At 71.7% G+C, this 16,114-nt stretch carries 17 protein-coding genes; 6 read left to right on the forward strand and 11 right to left on the reverse strand.

Annotated elements, in window-relative coordinates; genetic code table 11:
- Positions 1–49 precede the first annotated feature (49 nt).
- Together HAV39_RS11825 and HAV39_RS11830 are read left to right on the forward strand one after the other, a co-directional pair.
- Positions 50–1,162: an LCP family protein gene (locus HAV39_RS11825; RefSeq protein WP_191839220.1), complete on the forward strand. Its 1,113-nt coding sequence runs from the start codon at positions 50–52 to the stop codon at positions 1,160–1,162.
- Positions 1,163–1,202: 40 nt separating this feature from the next.
- Positions 1,203–1,736, forward strand: coding sequence for a GNAT family N-acetyltransferase (locus tag HAV39_RS11830; protein ID WP_191839221.1), 534 nt, complete (start codon positions 1,203–1,205; stop codon positions 1,734–1,736).
- Here the strand turns inward: HAV39_RS11830 and HAV39_RS11835 are convergent.
- From HAV39_RS11835 to HAV39_RS11845, 3 genes are read right to left on the reverse strand one after another with little or no spacing between them, the layout of a single operon-like run.
- On the reverse strand, positions 1,733–2,527 hold the full coding sequence (locus HAV39_RS11835; protein ID WP_191839222.1) for an alpha/beta fold hydrolase: 795 nt from the start codon (positions 2,525–2,527) through the stop codon (positions 1,733–1,735). The genes HAV39_RS11830 and HAV39_RS11835 overlap by 4 nt on opposite strands.
- Before the next feature lie 20 nt (positions 2,528–2,547).
- Positions 2,548–3,291, reverse strand: a complete 744-nt coding sequence (locus HAV39_RS11840; protein ID WP_191839223.1) for an SRPBCC family protein — start codon at positions 3,289–3,291, stop codon at positions 2,548–2,550.
- 1 nt (position 3,292) lies between these two features.
- Complete coding sequence (locus tag HAV39_RS11845) at positions 3,293–3,889, reverse strand: winged helix-turn-helix domain-containing protein (RefSeq protein ID WP_191839224.1); 597 nt, start codon at positions 3,887–3,889, stop codon at positions 3,293–3,295.
- 245 nt (positions 3,890–4,134) lie between these two features.
- On the opposite strand from HAV39_RS11845, the gene HAV39_RS11850 reads away from it, so the two are divergent.
- Positions 4,135–4,956 carry a hypothetical protein gene (locus HAV39_RS11850; RefSeq protein ID WP_191839225.1) on the forward strand — a complete coding sequence of 274 codons (822 nt, stop codon included), beginning with the start codon at positions 4,135–4,137 and terminating at the stop codon, positions 4,954–4,956.
- A gap of 70 nt (positions 4,957–5,026) precedes the next feature.
- Here HAV39_RS11850 and HAV39_RS11855 read toward each other — a convergent pair whose 3' ends face one another.
- Together HAV39_RS11855 and HAV39_RS11860 are read right to left on the reverse strand one after the other, a co-directional pair.
- Positions 5,027–5,494 (reverse strand): GNAT family N-acetyltransferase, encoded by a 468-nt coding sequence (locus HAV39_RS11855; protein ID WP_239120537.1) that lies wholly within the window; start codon positions 5,492–5,494, stop codon positions 5,027–5,029.
- A complete protein-coding gene (locus tag HAV39_RS11860) occupies positions 5,491–6,078 on the reverse strand; it encodes a TetR/AcrR family transcriptional regulator (RefSeq protein ID WP_191839226.1) in 588 nt (195 codons plus the stop codon). The genes HAV39_RS11855 and HAV39_RS11860 overlap by 4 nt, the downstream gene beginning before the upstream one ends.
- 261 nt (positions 6,079–6,339) lie before the next feature.
- Between HAV39_RS11860 and HAV39_RS11865 the strand changes: the two genes are divergently transcribed.
- Positions 6,340–7,479: a BtrH N-terminal domain-containing protein gene (locus tag HAV39_RS11865; RefSeq protein ID WP_191839227.1), complete on the forward strand. Its 1,140-nt coding sequence runs from the start codon at positions 6,340–6,342 to the stop codon at positions 7,477–7,479.
- 99 nt (positions 7,480–7,578) lie between these two features.
- Here HAV39_RS11865 and pip read toward each other — a convergent pair whose 3' ends face one another.
- Positions 7,579–8,529 (reverse strand): prolyl aminopeptidase, encoded by a 951-nt coding sequence (gene pip, locus HAV39_RS11870; protein ID WP_191839335.1) that lies wholly within the window; start codon positions 8,527–8,529, stop codon positions 7,579–7,581.
- A gap of 43 nt (positions 8,530–8,572) precedes the next feature.
- Here pip and HAV39_RS11875 point away from each other — a divergent pair, with 43 nt between their 5' ends.
- Both HAV39_RS11875 and HAV39_RS11880 read left to right on the forward strand, forming a co-directional pair.
- Positions 8,573–9,064, forward strand: a complete 492-nt coding sequence (locus tag HAV39_RS11875) for a MarR family winged helix-turn-helix transcriptional regulator (protein WP_191839228.1) — start codon at positions 8,573–8,575, stop codon at positions 9,062–9,064.
- A 106-nt stretch (positions 9,065–9,170) separates the two neighbouring features.
- Positions 9,171–9,815, forward strand: coding sequence for a DJ-1/PfpI family protein (locus HAV39_RS11880; protein ID WP_203736223.1), 645 nt, complete (start codon positions 9,171–9,173; stop codon positions 9,813–9,815).
- A gap of 69 nt (positions 9,816–9,884) precedes the next feature.
- Here the strand turns inward: HAV39_RS11880 and HAV39_RS11885 are convergent, their stop codons facing one another.
- The 5 genes from HAV39_RS11885 to HAV39_RS11905 form a co-directional block, all read right to left on the reverse strand.
- Positions 9,885–10,859 carry a bile acid:sodium symporter family protein gene (locus HAV39_RS11885; protein ID WP_191839337.1) on the reverse strand — a complete coding sequence of 325 codons (975 nt, stop codon included), beginning with the start codon at positions 10,857–10,859 and terminating at the stop codon, positions 9,885–9,887.
- Between the two features lie 99 nt (positions 10,860–10,958).
- On the reverse strand, positions 10,959–11,630 hold the full coding sequence (locus tag HAV39_RS11890; RefSeq protein ID WP_120319331.1) for a FadR/GntR family transcriptional regulator: 672 nt from the start codon (positions 11,628–11,630) through the stop codon (positions 10,959–10,961).
- Positions 11,621–14,368, reverse strand: a complete 2,748-nt coding sequence (locus HAV39_RS11895; protein WP_191839229.1) for a laminin G domain-containing protein — start codon at positions 14,366–14,368, stop codon at positions 11,621–11,623. The genes HAV39_RS11890 and HAV39_RS11895 overlap by 10 nt, the downstream gene beginning before the upstream one ends.
- Positions 14,365–15,204 carry a carbohydrate ABC transporter permease gene (locus HAV39_RS11900; RefSeq protein ID WP_203736222.1) on the reverse strand — a complete coding sequence of 280 codons (840 nt, stop codon included), beginning with the start codon at positions 15,202–15,204 and terminating at the stop codon, positions 14,365–14,367. The genes HAV39_RS11895 and HAV39_RS11900 overlap by 4 nt, the downstream gene beginning before the upstream one ends.
- Positions 15,201–16,094, reverse strand: a complete 894-nt coding sequence (locus tag HAV39_RS11905; RefSeq protein WP_191839230.1) for a carbohydrate ABC transporter permease — start codon at positions 16,092–16,094, stop codon at positions 15,201–15,203. Before HAV39_RS11905 ends, HAV39_RS11900 begins: the two co-directional genes overlap by 4 nt.
- Between the last annotated feature and the right edge of the window lie 20 nt (positions 16,095–16,114).

Raw genomic sequence — 16,114 nt, forward strand, 5'->3', positions numbered from 1 at the left:
GACTACAGTTCAAGTCCCCCGACAGCGCCACACCCCCGGAGCGCACCCCATGACGCGGTCAACTCGGCTGTTCATCGTCCTCGGCCTGGCGCTGGCGTTGGTGGGCGGCGCGGCCTACGCGGCGGTCCAGGCCACCTTGGACCGGGTGGATTCCGCGATCCCGCAGGTCGACCTGTTCGGCCCGAGCGAGGAGCCGTCGCCGTCACCGTCGCCGAGCGCCAGCCCGACTCCCCCGGCGGGTGCGGACCTCAAGGGGCCGTTGAACATGCTCATCCTCGGCCGCGACACGCGCGAGGAGCAGAAAGGCTCGCCCGCGCACGGCGACGTGGTGATGATCCTGCACGTCAACAAGGACCTGACCAGCGCGTATCTCACCTCGCTGCCGCGGGACCTGCTCGTCGACATCCCGGCGTTCGCCCCGTCGCGCTTTCGCGGGGAGCGCAGCAAGCTCACCCACGCCCTGACCTACGGCGCCCGGATGCCCGGCGGGAAGTACGACATCGCGCAGGGCTTCCAGCTGCTGGCCAAGACGGTGAGCAAGTACACCGGGATCGCGCGCTTCGACGCCGGGGCCGTCATCTCGTTCAACGGTTACATCCGGCTCATCAACGCCATCGGCGGCGTCGACATCTACGTCGACCAGAAGGTCGTGTCCATCCACCGCCGCCCCGACGGCGTGCACCGGGCGGTCTGCCGCGGCTGCGAGCACGGCTATTCCGGGCCGCGGATGACCTACAACGTCGGCAACCGGCACATGAACGGGTGGCAGGCGCTGGACTACGCGCGGCAGCGCTACATCACCGGCAGCGACTACGCGCGCCAGCGCCACCAGCGTCAGCTGATCAAGGCGATGCTGACCAAGGCGCTCAGCATGGACCTGCTGGCCGACCCCACGAAGCTGGACGACGTGCTCACCGCGCTGGGCGAGACCTTCACCTTCGACGGCCGCGGCCGCAAACCCAGCGAGTTCGTGTACGCGCTGCGCAACATCCGCCCCGCGAACCTGACCCTGGTCGGCCTGCCCGGCGGCGGCGTGTTCAGCGGCGGCGCCTACCGCGGCGAGCGCCTCGGCGGCGACCAGACCACCTACTTCGCCGCCCTGCGCGCCGACAAGCTCGACGCCTGGGTCAAGTCCCACCCGAAACTCGTCAACACCCGCTAGCCTGACGGGCGATCATGCCCGGCACGGAAGGATCGGCAACATGGCGGAGCAGGCGATGACCGTGCGCGCGGCGGGGCCGCGGGACGTGCCCGCGATCGTTGCGCTGGTGGAGTCGGCATACCGCGGCGACAGCAGCCGGGCCGGGTGGACCACCGAGGCCGACATCCTGCAGGGCCAGCGCACCGATGCCGAGGCGGTCGCGGCGCAGGTCGCCGACCCTGACAGCGTGGTGCTGCTGGCCGAGCGCGGCGGGGAGCTGCAGGCCTGCTGCCATCTGGAGCGCCACGACGGCCACGCCTACTTCGGCATGTTCGCGGTGCGCCCGCTGCTGCAGGGCGGCGGCCTGGGCAAGGCGGTGATCGCCGAGGCGGAGCGTTACGCCGCCGACGAGTGGGGCGTGCCCGAGATGCACATGACCGTGATCTCGGTGCGGGCGGAGCTCATCGCCTGGTACGAGCGCCGTGGTTACGCGCGCACCGGGCAGACGAGCCCCTTCCCGTACGGTGACGAGCGCTTCGGCCTGCCGCAGCGCGACGACCTGGAGTTCGAGCTGCTCGTCAAGAAACTCGCCTAGCCGACGAAGAACTCCTTGAGCACCGGCGCGACCGCCTCCGGCTTGAGCAGGTGCGTCTGGCCGGGCAGCGTGCGGTAGCCGGCGCTCGGCAGCGCCTGTGACAGGGCCTTGGCGCCGTTGCGCATGTAGACCGGGCTCTTGCCGCCGTCCATGACCAGCGCGGGCAGCTGTGCCCCGGCCCAGCGGGCGGCGTTCAGCGGCTGTCCGCGACCGGTGTCGCCGAGCACCCGGAAGTCGTACGGCAGCGTGTGCGCGACGGCCTTCAGCTTCTTGAAGTTGGGCGTCAGCTTCATGATCGCGACCACGACCCCGGGCACCCCGACGGTCTTCATGAACGTCGTCACGGCGTCGCCGCGGCGGTCCTGCGCGATCATCGCGTCCATCTTGTCCAGGTAGTCGGCGGGCCGCGCCTCGTGCGTGCCGTCCACGACGAACGGCGGCTCGTACACGGCGAGCTTGCGGACCCCGCCCAGCCGCGCGGCGGCGTCGCAGGCCAGCACCGCGCCGGAGGAGATGCCGTACAGGTAGGCGCTGCCCCCGGCCTCCTTGATCAGCGCGTCGAGGTCCTCGACCTCGCGCTCGACGGCATACGGCGCGGTGTCGCCGCTGCCGCCCCGGCCGCGCCGGTCGTAGGTGTAGACGGTGTAGGAGTCGGCCAGCAGCTTCGCCAGCGGCTCGGCCGGGCCCATGGCGCGGAAGCACATGGCCCCGTCCACCAGGATGACCGCCGGGCCATGCCCGACCTTGCTGTAGGCGATCGCGGTGCCGTCCGCGGAGACGACGGTGTTCATGAACTGCTCCTTGTCTGCCGTCACGCCCGGCCCTGCGCGTACAGGGTGTCCAACAAGGACTGCCAGGCGGCGGATTCGTCGGTGGGGGTGAACAGGTGGTGCATCGCGACCATCGAGCCGGTGAAACCGCGCACGAACCGGTACAGCGCGTCCGGGGTGCGCAGGGCCAGGGTCTGGGCGCTGACGTGGAAGACCTCGCCGGTGCGGGCGACGCCGTCGACCGTGAACGCGGCCCGGTCGCCGGGCTTCGGCACGCCGGGCAGGCCGAGCGCGCCGTGCAGCAGGCGCCAGGCGTGCGGCCAGTCGCCGACCGGCGGGCCGAACACGGTCGCCGGGACGGCGGTGCGGCCGCGGAACCAGGTGAGGTATTCGGCGAGGGTCCGGTGGAACAGGGCCAGGCCCAGGCCCATCGCCTCGAACTCGTCGGCCCAGTCGTCGCCGGGCAGGAAGCCGCTGGTCACCGTGCGCACCACGGCGCTGCCGCCGGCACGGCCCTCGATGAGGAACTCGTACGCCACGAACCTGCCGTCCGGGCCGGGCGCCTCGCCGTACGCCAGGCGGTGTCCGGGCTCCCACGCGGTGATCGGCAGCGTCGGGGCGTACCCCCCGAAGGCCGTGCGCACCGCGCCACCCCGACCGGGCGTCACCTCGTTGCGGCCCATGAACCAGGAGTCGATGCCGGGACCGGTCGCGATGGCGTCCCAGACCTGTTCCGGCGTGGTATCGACCGGCAGCTCCTCGGTGATCTCGAAGTCCCTGCCCATGTCAGCCCTCCTCGACCTGGCGCGTCACGCTGGGGTGCACGGCGATGATGATCCGGTGCTCGCGCCCGCCCTCGGCCTGCTCGTCGTGATACTTGCTCACCAGCGCGGTCACCGCGCCGGCCAGCTCCTCGGCGAACGCGGACCGCTGCGCCGGGCTCGCGAACCGCACCGTCCCGTCCATGGCGAACGTGGCCAGCCGCTTGTTCGCCCTGGCCGCGCCGGTGAGCAGCTCGCCGATGTCGCGCACGAGCCGCGCGGCCAGCGCCAGCAGCCAGCGCGCGGACAACCGGTCGGGCGCGCGGCCCGGATCGGGCTGCACCGCCGACAGCGCGATCGGCGAGATGACGTAGGACGCGGCGGTGGCCTGGAGCACGCGCTCGGTGACGTTGCCCTTGCGCCGCTCCTCGACCAGCTCGATCAGCCCGTGCCGCTCCAGCTCCCGCAGGTGGTAGTTGACCTTCTGCCGGGGCTGGCCGACCTTGGCCGCCAGCGAGGTCGCCGAGCCGGGCTCGACCAGGGCGGCCAGCAGCCGGGCCCGGATCGGATCCAGCGAGGCCTCGGCCGCCGCCGGGTCGTCGATCACCGCTACATCGAACATGCCCCGCATCCTCCTACCGACAAATTTTTTTGTCAAGCCGCCACCTGGCCGCACACCACTGCCGCAACTCTCAAGACTCGCGGCCCCACACATGGTTTGAGGCCGCGAGTCTTTAAGGGTTGCGGCGAGGGGGAATCGGGCAGACGTGACTTTTGGTGGGGGCGCGGACCGGTCGAAAGTCAGAAACCACACAAAAGATCAGCAGTACGTAGAACTCTCGAACACGCAGCGTTAGCGTCGAGCTCATGACGAACCCGATCGCCGATATCAGCGTGCCGGAACTCAGCCGGCAGATCGCGCTGCTGGAGCATCAGGAGATCGCCCGCGGCGCGCTGGACGTGTGCACCCTCACCATGGACCTGCGCCACAAGTACCGCCGCGCCCTCGTCGCCCGCGACCAGGCCGCGCTGTCCCTGGTACACCGCGAGCACTGGACCGCCGCCGACGTCGCCGAGGTCATCTGCGGCCACCGCGCCTGCGCCCCGCGCGCCGCGGTCATTCTGGAGTGGACCGGCCTGACTCCCGACGGCGGCACCGAACACGACCTCGCCGAACGCCAGCAGGTGGCGGCGCAGCTGCGCGAGCTGCTGTCCCTGGCGTACGACCAGGCGCTGCGCCTGCTCCCGGCCGCGCCGGTCGAGCTGAACCTGCCCGACGAGCCCACCGAGCGGCTCGCCCACTGCGCGCACTGGCTGCGTTTCGTGGACGGCTACCGCGCCGCCAACGAGGCCTCGCGCATCCTGTTCGCCGCGATCCTCGTGCACCACCACGGCTGGGACCTGCGCGACGTGGCCGCGCTGGGCGGGGTGACCGCCGACGAGGTCTGTTCGGCGCTGGCCGCCGCGGCGGCGAGCCCGCCGTCCGATGCCGACAGCGGCCTGCTGGCCCAGCTCGCCCTGCTCGACCGCGTCCTGGAGCACAACACCGAACGACTGCTCGCCGTACGCGACCGCGCCCTGTCCGACAGCCTCGCCGACGGCGTCCCCGAACGCGTCGTAGCCGCCCACATCGGCCTACCCGCCCAGGAACGCTCCGCCGGCCACGCCCCGGAACCCTGCCCGGCTTGAGAAAGGAAGGGCACCTTCACATCGCTATGCGTAGTGGAAGGTGCCCTTCTTAACGCCTCGTATCCGCCGATCAGGGCAGCAGCGGCTTGGCGTAGCAGACGCTCATCTCCCACCGGTCGTACGGCGGGTAGTTGGGGATGCGAGTGAACCCGGCCCGCTCGTACACGGCGATCGCCTCGGGCTGGCGGACGCCCGTCTCCAGCTTGAACCGGCTCGCGCCGGCCCGGACCGCCAGCGCCTCGGCCTCCGGCATCAACCGCCGGGCGATGCCCCGGCCGCGCCAGGCCGGGTCGACGTACATGCGCTTGAGCTCCGCCTCGCCGCCGTCCAGCGGCTGCACCGCGCAGCACCCGACCGCCGCGCCGCCCGCGAGCACGAGCAGGAACCGGGCCGCCTCCTTGACGGTCGGGTGCTCGAAGTCGATCTCCTCGGGGTAGAGCGCGTCCAACTCGACCCGCATCGCGCCGACCAGCGGCGCCAGCCGCGGATCCGCCGGCGACACCTCGATGATCTCCATGATGGCGGCCTCCGTGCTCATTCTTTCGCTCCCAGCAGCAGGTCGAGATGGTTGTCGACGGCCCGGACCAGCAGGTCGGGCGGATACAGCTCAGGCGTGGCCACCCCGCACAGCGCCAACCCCTCCAGCAGCGCGACCAGGTTGCGGGCCCGCAGTTCCAGATCGTCCGGGGGTACGGCGTACGCGTCGCGCAGCAGCCCGGTCACCCGCCGGATCCACGACTCGTGCCGGACCACGTGCTCGGCCAGCAGCGCCGGGTCGGTGCGCGCCGCCATCAGGAAGTAGGCCCAGACGGTCGAGGTCAGCCGCCGCTCCTCGTCGAGCGGCACACCCTCCTGCAGCACGGCCCGCAAGCGCTCGCGCGGGCCGGCGAAGTCGCCGAGCGCGTCGATCCGCGCGACCATGCGCCGGTGCATGACGTCGCGGGCATGGGTGAGCAGCGCGTTCTTGTCACGGAAGTAGTGCGCCACGCGGCCCGTGGTGCAGCCGGCGGCGTCGCCGACCGCGCGCAGGGTGAGCCCGTCGAGCCCGTGCTCGCTGACCACCTGCCACACGGCGGCGGACAGCTGCTCGCGACGCTCGTCGTGATCCACCTGCCGGGGCATCCGCACCTCTTTTGCATCACAGCCGTTACGTAACGCGCGTTACGCTACCAGCCTCGCCTCCGGCCTGTCCAGGGGTTACGATGCCTGCGGCGTGCCCGTACGCCATACCTCCAGACCGGCGCCCCACGCGCGCCGGCGACGCGGGGGCGAAGGTGACCATCTCATCGCGGGCGGGACCGCCTGTGCAGCTGGAAAACCTCTTCAGCGACGGACGCGTCACCGGCGTGGGAGGGGCGCAGCGCCGTCGCGGAGGACGCTGTCATGACTGCACGCAGGAACTTCAAGAAGCTCGTCCGGGAGCGCATGGAGCGGTTCGGCGAGAGCTACACCACCGCCGCCCGCCACCTCGCCGGGCCCGTCGTCACCACCGCCGGACAGCACCGCGAGTCTGTGCTGGTCGGACGTTTGCTCGCCGCCGCCGGGCAGCCGCTGTCCGAAGCCATGGTCTGCGGACTGGGCGGCGGCATCGGCTTCCTGTACGCGGTCTTCGAGTACGACGCCGTGCCGCACCCGCTGCTCACCATCGTCGCCCAGCACCACCCGCAGGCCTGGGCGCCCGCTGTGCTCGACCGGCTCGGCCTGGCCCACCGGCAGACCAACGGCACCGCGACGAAGGCCGCACTGGACCGGCTGCGCACCGCGCTCGACACCGGTGTGCCCGCGTTGTGCCTGGTCGATCGAGGGAAGCTGCCGTGGCAGCAGAGCCCGCCGTTCTCGGCCGCCGAGCCGTACACCGTGCTGGTCACCGCACGCGACGGGGACGTGCTCACCGTCCTCGACCCGCCACACGACATCGCCACGATGCCCGTCCCGGACTTCGGCACAGCCTGGGCCGCCCACCGCCAGGGCCGCCACGCTCTGCTCACGGTGGAGCCCGCCGCCGAAGCCGCGCCCGGTTCCCGTGGTCTGTCCGGCGTGGACCTGCCCGCCGCCGTCCGCGACGCGCTGGCCACGACGGTGGCGCATCTGACCGGGCCGGTGCTGGGCAACAGCTTCGACGTCAACTTCGGCTTCTCCGGCATGGCCAAGCTCGCCGCCGAACTGCGCGACGGGCGCACCCGCAAGGGCTGGGCCAGGCGGTTCGGCGACCCGGCCGGACACGAGCACGCCATGCGCCGGCTGGCCGAATGCCTGGAACGGGAGTACACCGCTCCCGGCGCGACCCGCCCGCTCTACGCCGACTTCCTCGACGAGGCCGCGACAGTGCTCGCCGCCCCGGCGCTCACCGAGGCGGCACGGCTGTTCCGCGAATCCGGCCAGACCTGGTCGACGCTCGCCGCCCACGCCACGGCCGCCGCCCCCGACGACGACCTGCGCGCCTGGTGCGACCACGCCGCCGACCTCGTCGACACCGCTTTCACCACCGAACGCGCCGCCACCGCCCACCTCACCCCGGCCTGACCCACCACGGCCCCTCGATCATCCGACTTGCCTGGCACCTGGGCGTATCTTGAGCCCGCTTTCGCCCAGGTGCCAGGCAAGTCCGGTGACCTTGACGGATTAGCGGTGGGTGGCGAAGCGGTCGAGGGCGGCTAGGACGAGGTCGCCGATGCCGCCGCGGGAGCCGTGGCCGGCCCGGTCGACCAGGGTCAGTTCGGCGTCGGGCCAGGCCTGGGCGAGGTGCCAGGCGATGTCGGCCGGGCCGCTGATGTCCAGCCGTCCGTGTACGAGCACGCCGGGGATGCCGGCCAGCTTGCCCGCGTTGGCCTGCAACTCGCCGTCCTCAAGGAACGCCGCGTTGGCCCAGTAGTGGGTGGTCAGCCGGGTGAAGACCATCCGGAACTCGGGGTCGTCGAAGCGCGGGTCGGCCTGGAACCCGGTGGCGATGGCGACGTGCTGGTCCTCCCAGGTGCACCAGTCCCGCGACGCCCGGTCGCGCACGGCCGGGTCGGGGTCGGCCAGCAGCCGGGCGTACGCCGCGGCGAGATCGCCGTCGCGCTCGGACTCGGGCACGCCGTCGCGGAACCGGGCCCACTCCTCCGGCAGGATGCGCCCCATCTGCCGGGTCACCCAGTCGACCTCGCGGTGCGTGGTGCTGGTGAGGCTGAACAGCACCATCTCGGAGACGGAAGCGGGGTGGCGCTGCGCGTACGCCAGGGCCAGCGTGCAGCCCCAGGAGGCGCCGAGCACCAGCCAGCGGTCGATGCCGAGGTGGGCGCGCAGCTGTTCGAGGTCGCGGATCAGGTGGTGGGTGGTGTTGACGCCCAGGTCGGTGGTCGGGTCGCCGGCGCTGGGCGTGCTGCGGCCGCAGCCCCGCTGGTCGACGAGCACCACCCGGTATGCGGCCGGGTCGAAGTAACGCCGCCAGCCCGCGGTCGCCCCGGAGCCCGGGCCGCCGTGCAGCACGACCGCGGGCTTGCCGTCGGGGTTGCCGCAGACCTCCCAGTACACGAGGTTGCCGTCGCCGACGTCGAGCAGGCCGTTGTCGTAGGGCTCGAACTGCGGGTACACGACCACCTCCAGGAAGATATGACAGCGCTGTTATATTTCTAGCATGGCCCACCTCCCTGAGCGCGAAGCGGTCGGCACGCTGCTTCGCCACGTGCTGGAACTGCTCGACGGAGACGTGGCGAAGGTCTACGCCGAGCTCGACCTGGCCGACTACCGCCCCCGCTACTCCCCCGTGGTGCGCGCGCTGCTGGCACAGGGCCCGCTGCCGATCCGCGACCTGGCCCGGGCCGTCGGCGTGACCCACTCCGCGGCGAGCCAGACGGTCGCCCAGATGAACCGGGCCGGCCTGGTCGACCTGACCCCGGGCGCGGACGCCCGCCAGCGGCTGGTCGGGCTGACCCCGAAGGCACACGAACTGCTCCCCGTGATCACCGCCGAGTGGTCGGCCACCACCGCCGCGATGCGCACATTGGACTCCGAACTGTCGATCCCTCTGGTCGACCTCCTGACCGAACTCGCCACCGCCCTCACCCGCCGTCCCTTCCGCCAGCGCATCGCCGACGCGGGCCTCCCCGCCCCACCCCCAAGATCGTGACGATCTTGCGTGAACTGCTGCCGATTCGCCCGAAGAGTGCGTGCCGTACCCACAGTTCACGCAAGATCGTCCCCGCGGGAGGGGGCGGGCGGGTGATAGTGGGGTGGTGACTATCGTGGCGGTGCTGGTTTATCCGGGGTTTACGGCGCTGGATGCGGTGGGGCCGTATGAGGTGCTGGTGCGGGTGCCTGATACGCGGGTGGTGTTCGTGGGCAGGCAGGCTGGGCCGGTGGTCGCCGACACCGGGGCGCTGACCATGCTCGCCGAGCAGGCGATGGACGATCTGCCGGAGCCGGATGTGCTGCTGATCCCGGGCGGGCTGGAGGGCTCGTTCACGGCCGCTGCCGACGAAGGGTACGTCGACTGGGTCCGTACCGCCCACGTGACCTCGACCTGGACGACGTCGGTCTGCACCGGGGCGCTGATGCTGGGCGCCGCGGGCATCCTGCGCGGGCAGAGCGCGACCACGCACTGGGCCGCCAAGGACTACCTGGCCCGCTACGGCGCGACCTACGTGCCCGAGCGGGTGGTCGAGCACGAGCGCGTGATCACCGCGGCGGGCGTGTCCGCGGGCATCGACATGGGGCTGCGGCTGGCCGCGCACCTGGCCGGTCCGGCCGTCGCCGAGGCGATCCAGCTGGCGATCGAGTACGACCCGCAGCCGCCGTACGCCGCCGGCTCGCTGCGCACCGCCTCGCCGGAGGCGGTACAGCTCGCCGTCGACCTGATGCGGGCCGAGACGCTGCCCTGACCGGTTGCCACGGGTCCCGACCCGCCGGGTGCCGGCGCCCGCGCGAGTGAGGACGCCGGCGTACGGGTGTCAGTCCGTCAGGGCGGGCTCTGCCTGCGCCGACCGGGTGGGCCGGACCAGGTAGCCGAAGGCGGCGGCGGTGAAGAACATGATGATGCTGTACACCGCGGCCGGCACCGCCAGCGCCGTGCTCGCCAGCAGCGTGGTGGCGATGAAGATGGCCAGCGTGCCGTTGTGGATGCCGATCTCCATCGCGGCGGCGACCGAGTCCCCGCGGTCGAGCCCGGCCAGGCGCGGCAGGAAGTAGCCCACGCCGAGGCTGATCACGTTGAACAGCAGCGCGACCAGGCCCGCGTCGGCGAAGTAGGTGGCGATGTTGTCCTTCTCCGACACCAGCGTGCCGATGATGACCAGCACCAGCACCACCACGGACAGGATGCGCACCGGCCGCTGCATCCGGTCGGCGAAGTCGACCGAGCGGTTGCGGATGAACATGCCGATCGCCACCGGGATCAGCACGATCGCGAACACCTGCAGCGACTTGCCGAACTGCAGCCCGATCTGGTCGGTGCCGGACAGGAAGTGGTTCAGCGCGAAGTTCACCACCAGCGGCAGGGTGAAGATGGCCAGCACCGAGTTCACCGCGGTCAGCGTGACGTTGAGCGCCACGTTGCCGCCGAACAGGTGGCTGTACAGGTTCGCGGTGGTGCCGCCGGGCGACGCGGCCAGCAGCATCATGCCCGCCGCCAGCGTCGGATCCAGGTCGAGGAGCAGGACCAGGCCGAAGCACACCGCGGGCAGCAGCAGCACCTGGCAGACCAGGGCCACCAGCACCGCTTTCGGGAACACCACGATCCGCTTGAAGTCGGCGACGGTGAGCCCGAGGCCGAGGCCGAGCATCACGATGCCGAGGGCGACGGGCAGGAACACCTGGGTCAGCACTGAATCCATAGCCGAGGATTCTTCATGGCCTGTGACCGGGACCACATCAGCCGGACAGCCGACCTCGCCCAACGCCACCCCGCCGCCGGCCTCGCACCGCATCTGTCGCAACTCTTGAAGACTCGTGGCCTGTGGGGCCCACGGACGCCGCAAGTCTTCAAGAGTTGCGCCAACAGGGCGGACGGGGCGGGCGGGGAACGGTCAGAGGGCTCGGCGGAGCCATTCTTCGACGCCGGCTACGTGGATGAGGGCCCAGGACTGGGCCACCTCGGGGCGGCGGGCGGTGATGGCGTCGAGGATGGCCAGGTGTTGTTCGCGGGTGCGTTCGACGGCGCGGTCCTGGGTGAGGCCGCGCCAGATGCGGGCGCGGGTGGTCGGGCCGGACATGCCGTCGATGATCGAGCACAGCACCGCGTTGCCGGTGCCCGCCGCGATCAGCCGGTGGAACTCCAGGTCGTTGGCGACCAGTTCCTCCATGGACGCGTCGGGGCCGATCTCCTCGACGACCGAGGCGAGCTTGGCGATGTCCTCCTCGGTCATCCGCTGCGCGGCCAGCGCCGCGGCCGCGGGTTCGAGGATGCGGCGCATCTCCAGGAACTGCAGCACCGTGTCGTCGCGGTGGAAGTCGACGACGAACGTCAGCGCCTCCAGCAGCAGCCCGGGTTCGAGGCTGGTCACGTACGTGCCGTCGCCCTGGCGGACGTCGAGGACCCGGATCAGCGACAGGGCGCGTACGGCCTCGCGCAGCGAGTTGCGGGACAGGCCCAGCCGCTCGGCGAGGTCGGCCTCCTTGGGCAGCTTGTCGCCGGGGCGCAGCGCCCCGGAGAGGATCATCTCTTTGATCTTCTCGATGGCCTCGTCGGTCAGTGCCATGGTGTGCTCCCTGGTGCGCTGGGCGGGGCGGTGGGGAGTTTCTCGCGGACCGGCAGCCCGAACCCGTGCGCGTTGACGTTGTCGAGGCGCCCGGCGGCGCCGACGGCCGAGCCGGACGGCTCGGCCAGCGAGGCGAAGTTCGCGCGGATGCCGAACAGGCCCGCGATCACCGTCTCGGCGGCCGCGACAGCAGCGTTGCTGTCTCTATTGGACACCCCCCGCTCGGCGGTGCGATAGCGCCCTCCCCCGATCGTCTCGGTCGCCTGTCCCCACAGCGCCCCTCCCCGGGCCCGGTGGATACGTCCGAGCAGGTCACGGGCCAGGTCGGGGCGGCCGAGCCGGCACAGGCCGTACGCGGTCGCGCCGGGCCAGGCCGCGAACGCCCCGGCGGCCCCGTGATCGGGCCGGTCGGAGCGCGGCGCGATCGGGTCGTCGGGCGACAGCGCCCGCATCCAGTCCCCGTCGAGCAGGTGCCCGGTCACGAACTCCACCATCTCGGCCCGCACCGTGTCGCTCAGATCCTCGGCCATGTCCGCGGCGACCAGCCCGAAGTCCAGCACGTGCCCGATGGTCTCGTCACCTTCCGGGTGGGCGATGTTCCACCGCCCCGCACCGGCGTACTGGCGCAGCACCGCCGCGGCCAGCCGGGCGGCCCCGGCCTCGGCGTGCTCGGCCTCGACCGGCTCGCCGAGCAGGCGCAGCAGGTCGGCGAGATCGCGCTGCATGCCGACGTACCCGGCGTTGAAGGAGACCACCGCGTCGCGGTAGTTCGGCACGCACTCCAGCAGCTCCCACGGGTCGCGGCCGAGGTCGACCAGCTCGCCGCCGCCGAACGCGGCCCGCCGCGCGCGCGGCCGGTAGGCCATCTCGCGCAGGTGGTCGAGCACGGTGCGCCCGGACGCGGTCTCGTGCAGCAGCTCGACATCGCCGGTGACGCCGACGTAGCCCTGCACGACGCGGAACAGCGCGTGGTCGTTGGAGGCGTAATGGTTGCCGACGGGCAGCAGGTGCCGGGTGTCGAAGGCGAACGACCGGTCGTAGGGCCCGTTCAGCGCGGCGAGGATCCAGGCGCGCTGGGCGACGGGTTCCAGCAGCGCGGCGACCCGCGCCCACTCCGAGACGTCCCAGTAGAAGGTGGTCGTCGGGCCGAGGCGCGGGCCGCCGGTGAGGAACACCGGGCCGAGCGGGCTGACTCCCGTGTTGCGCAGGTACACCGCGAGCAGCGCGGCCAGGTAGTAGCCCTTGGCCAGCCCGGGTTCGGCGTCGGTCAGCGTGGGCAGGTGCCCGCTGAACACGTCGTTGCCGGGCGTGAACGCGGCCAGCCAGGTGCGCCGCCACCGGTCGGCGACCCCGTCGAAGACGGCCGCGAAGTCCGCCGCAGCCGCCCTCGCCGCGACAGATACCGGGCTGTCACCGGTGTCGTGAGGGCCGAGGTGGTGGTTGGCACCTCCGGCATCGGTCGCGGACCCGGCCCGGGGGACGCGGGCATCGGCAGCTGCGCTGAGGGACAGCACGGTGCCGAGAACCAGCGTCTGGCCGGGGGCCAGGTCGAGGTCCCAGCGGGCCAGGCCGCGCGAGCCGGTCACGGTGAGGGCGTCGGGAGGCGTCGCGAAGGTGTACGCCGCCCGCGCCGCCGAAGCACCGTCGGTGACCGCCATCGCGTCGCCGCCGACCGCCGTCGCCTGCCAGCGCTGCCCGTCCCACCAGGGGCGGGTGGCCGCGACGGGTTCGCCGTCGACGTCGAGGTACGCGGCCTCGGCGGTGATCCGCACCGCGAGCCGGTGCCACCGGCCGGGAGCGAGTGGCTGCGCGTGGTCGAGCCGCTCACCCGCCACGCGCAGCCACGGCCGGCCCTCGGACAGACCGAACTGCACCGAGTCGGGGTGGTTGCCGTGCGTCAGCAGCACCCCGTCGGCAGACTCCGCATCGAGGCGCACCTCGAACGACAGCGTCGCGCCCTCCCCGAGCGCGACCGGGACCAGCCGCTGCTCGGCGGCCGGGTGGTCGAGCCGGAACTCGCCGTCGACCCGGACCGCCTCGCCGGAAGCGGCGGTCGCCGTGACGGCACGGATCGCGGCGCGCGCGGCGGGCGCCCGGAACCGGCCGGAGTCGGGGGTCGAGTGGTCGGGCAGCTCGGTCTCCAACAGCATCGGCGCGGTGTCCTCGTCGCGCTGGATGCCGGGGATGCGAGGGCTGCCCAGGCGCAGGAAACGCTGGTCGGCGGCGAGCAGCTGCACCTGCCGGGGCGCGGCGGACAGCACCTCGGCCCGGATCCGCTCGGTGGTGTAGAAGTCGTGGTGGTGGCCGCTGTTCCAGGGCGTGCCGTAGAGCCAGCCCCAGTCCACCTCGGACACCGCGACCATGGCCAGCAGCTCCTGCTCGACCACGGCCCGCACCGGCACATCGCTCGCGTTGGTCACCGCGATGCGCCAGTACACGTCGGTGCTCTCGTAGCCGAGTCGGGTGTCCGTGCGTACCACCAGGTTGCCGGTGGCGGCCTCGCGCTGGACGCCCCACGGTGACCAGCGCAAACGCTCCGCGGCCGGCACCGTGCCGTTCACGCGCAGCGTGCCGGTGTGGTAGCCGCCGGACAGCGGCGGGATCGCCAGCCAGGACAGCGAGGTCAGGTCGGCGTTGGCGTGCGCCTGGCCCCACTGGTTGCGCAGCGAGGGCAGGTGGGCCAGGTCGGCGGCGGGCAGCCAGTCGCCGGCCAGCACGTCGAGGTGCGGGACGGTCACTTGGACGCTCCCGACATCAGGCCGTGGATGAACTCGCGCTGGCTGACCAGGTAGCCGACCACGGGGATGACCGCGGACAGGAACATGATGCCGAACAGCTGGCCGTAGTCGGTGGAGTAGCCGCCGACCGACAGGTACACGCCGGTGGTGATGGTCTGGCCCTGCAGCGGGCCGAGGATGAGCAGCGGGTTGAGGAAGTCGTTCCACACCCACAGGCCCAGGAAGATGCTGACGGTCGCGGTCGCGGGACGCACCACAGGCATGATGACCTGCCACCACAGCCGCACGTCGCCCGCGCCGTCGACCCGCGCCGCCTCGATGATCTCCGGGGGTACGGTGCGCAGGAAGCCGACGTACACGAACACCGCGAACGACAGGTAGCCGCCGCCGATGTTGGACAGGATCAGCCCGGGGTAGGTGTGGTCGAGCCCGATCACGGTCAGCAGCTCGACGATGGGCAGCAGCACGACCTGCGGCGGCACCATCAGCCCGAGCGCGAAGAAGGCCAGCAGCGCGGCCTTGACCTTCGGGGTGCGCTGGCTGATGTAGAAGCTGACCGCCGAGGCCAGCGGCACCAGCAGCACCACGGTGGCGGCGGTGACGAACACCGAGTTGCCCAGGCCGCCCTGGACCAGGTTGTCCGGCCGGGACAGCGCTTTGATGATGTTGTCGAAGGTGAACGGGGCGGGCGGCGCGGCCGGGTTGGCCAGGATCTGGTCCTGCGTCTTGAACGCGCTGACCAGCGCGACGTATACGGGCAGGATGTAGGCGGCCGTCACCAGCATCGCCGAGGCGAGGTGCCCCCGCCGCCGCAGGGGGATACGCAGCGTGCTCACAGCCGGGCCTCTCTCTTGCGCAGCACGTTCGTGACCAGGTACGCGATGCCGGCGGTCAGCGCCAGCAGCAGCATCGCCACGGCCGAGGAGTAGCCGAACAGGTTGTTCGTGAACGCGAGCTGGATCAGGTAGTACGCGGTGGACTGGGTGGTGTTGGCGGGGCCGCCGCCGGTGAGCACCGCGATGACGTCGTACAGCTTGAACGTGGTGATCAGGCACAGGACAACGGTGATGGTGGTGCCGGGGGCGATCATCGGGAAGGTGACGTTGCGGAAGCGGCTGACCGCCCCGGCGCCGTCCATCTTGGCCGCCTCGTACAGCGACGGCGGGACCGAGCGCAGCGACGCGGAGTAGACGACGGTGGCGAAGGCGATGGTGATCCAGCTGACCACCGCGCACAGCGACAGCGTCGCCATCTCGGTGCTGCCCAGCCAGGAGACCGGCGTGCTGGTCACGCCGATGCGCTGGAGCACCGCGTTGAGCAGTCCGTTCTCGGTGAGGATGCTGCGCCAGATGATGGCGACGATGACCCCGGACAGGACCTGCGGGATGAAGATCAGGGTGCGCATCACCCGGTAGCCGACGCTCTGCCGGTTGAGCAGCAGCGCGAAACCGAGGCCGATCGCGTTGGCGATCAGGGTGACCACGACGACGACCACGACGGTGAACAGCAGGCTGGCCCGCAGCCGCTCGTCGGTCAGCATCTCGCTGTAGTTGTCGAACCCGACGAAGCTGCTCTCCGCCCGCAGCGGGTTCTTGTCGGTGAAGCTCGTCCACAGGCTGTTCAGCACCGGGTAGACGAGGAAGGCGACGTAGAGCAGCAGGGCCACCCAGAGGAAGGGAGCCAGCCCCAGCGGTCGCCTGCGGGAGGCGGTTCGGGCGGACGGCACGGAGGGGTCCTTTCGAGCGG

Origin of the sequence: Catellatospora chokoriensis, from assembly GCF_011297315.1 — a bacterium.
Taxonomy (GTDB): Bacteria; Actinomycetota; Actinomycetes; order Mycobacteriales; family Micromonosporaceae; genus Catellatospora; species Catellatospora citrea.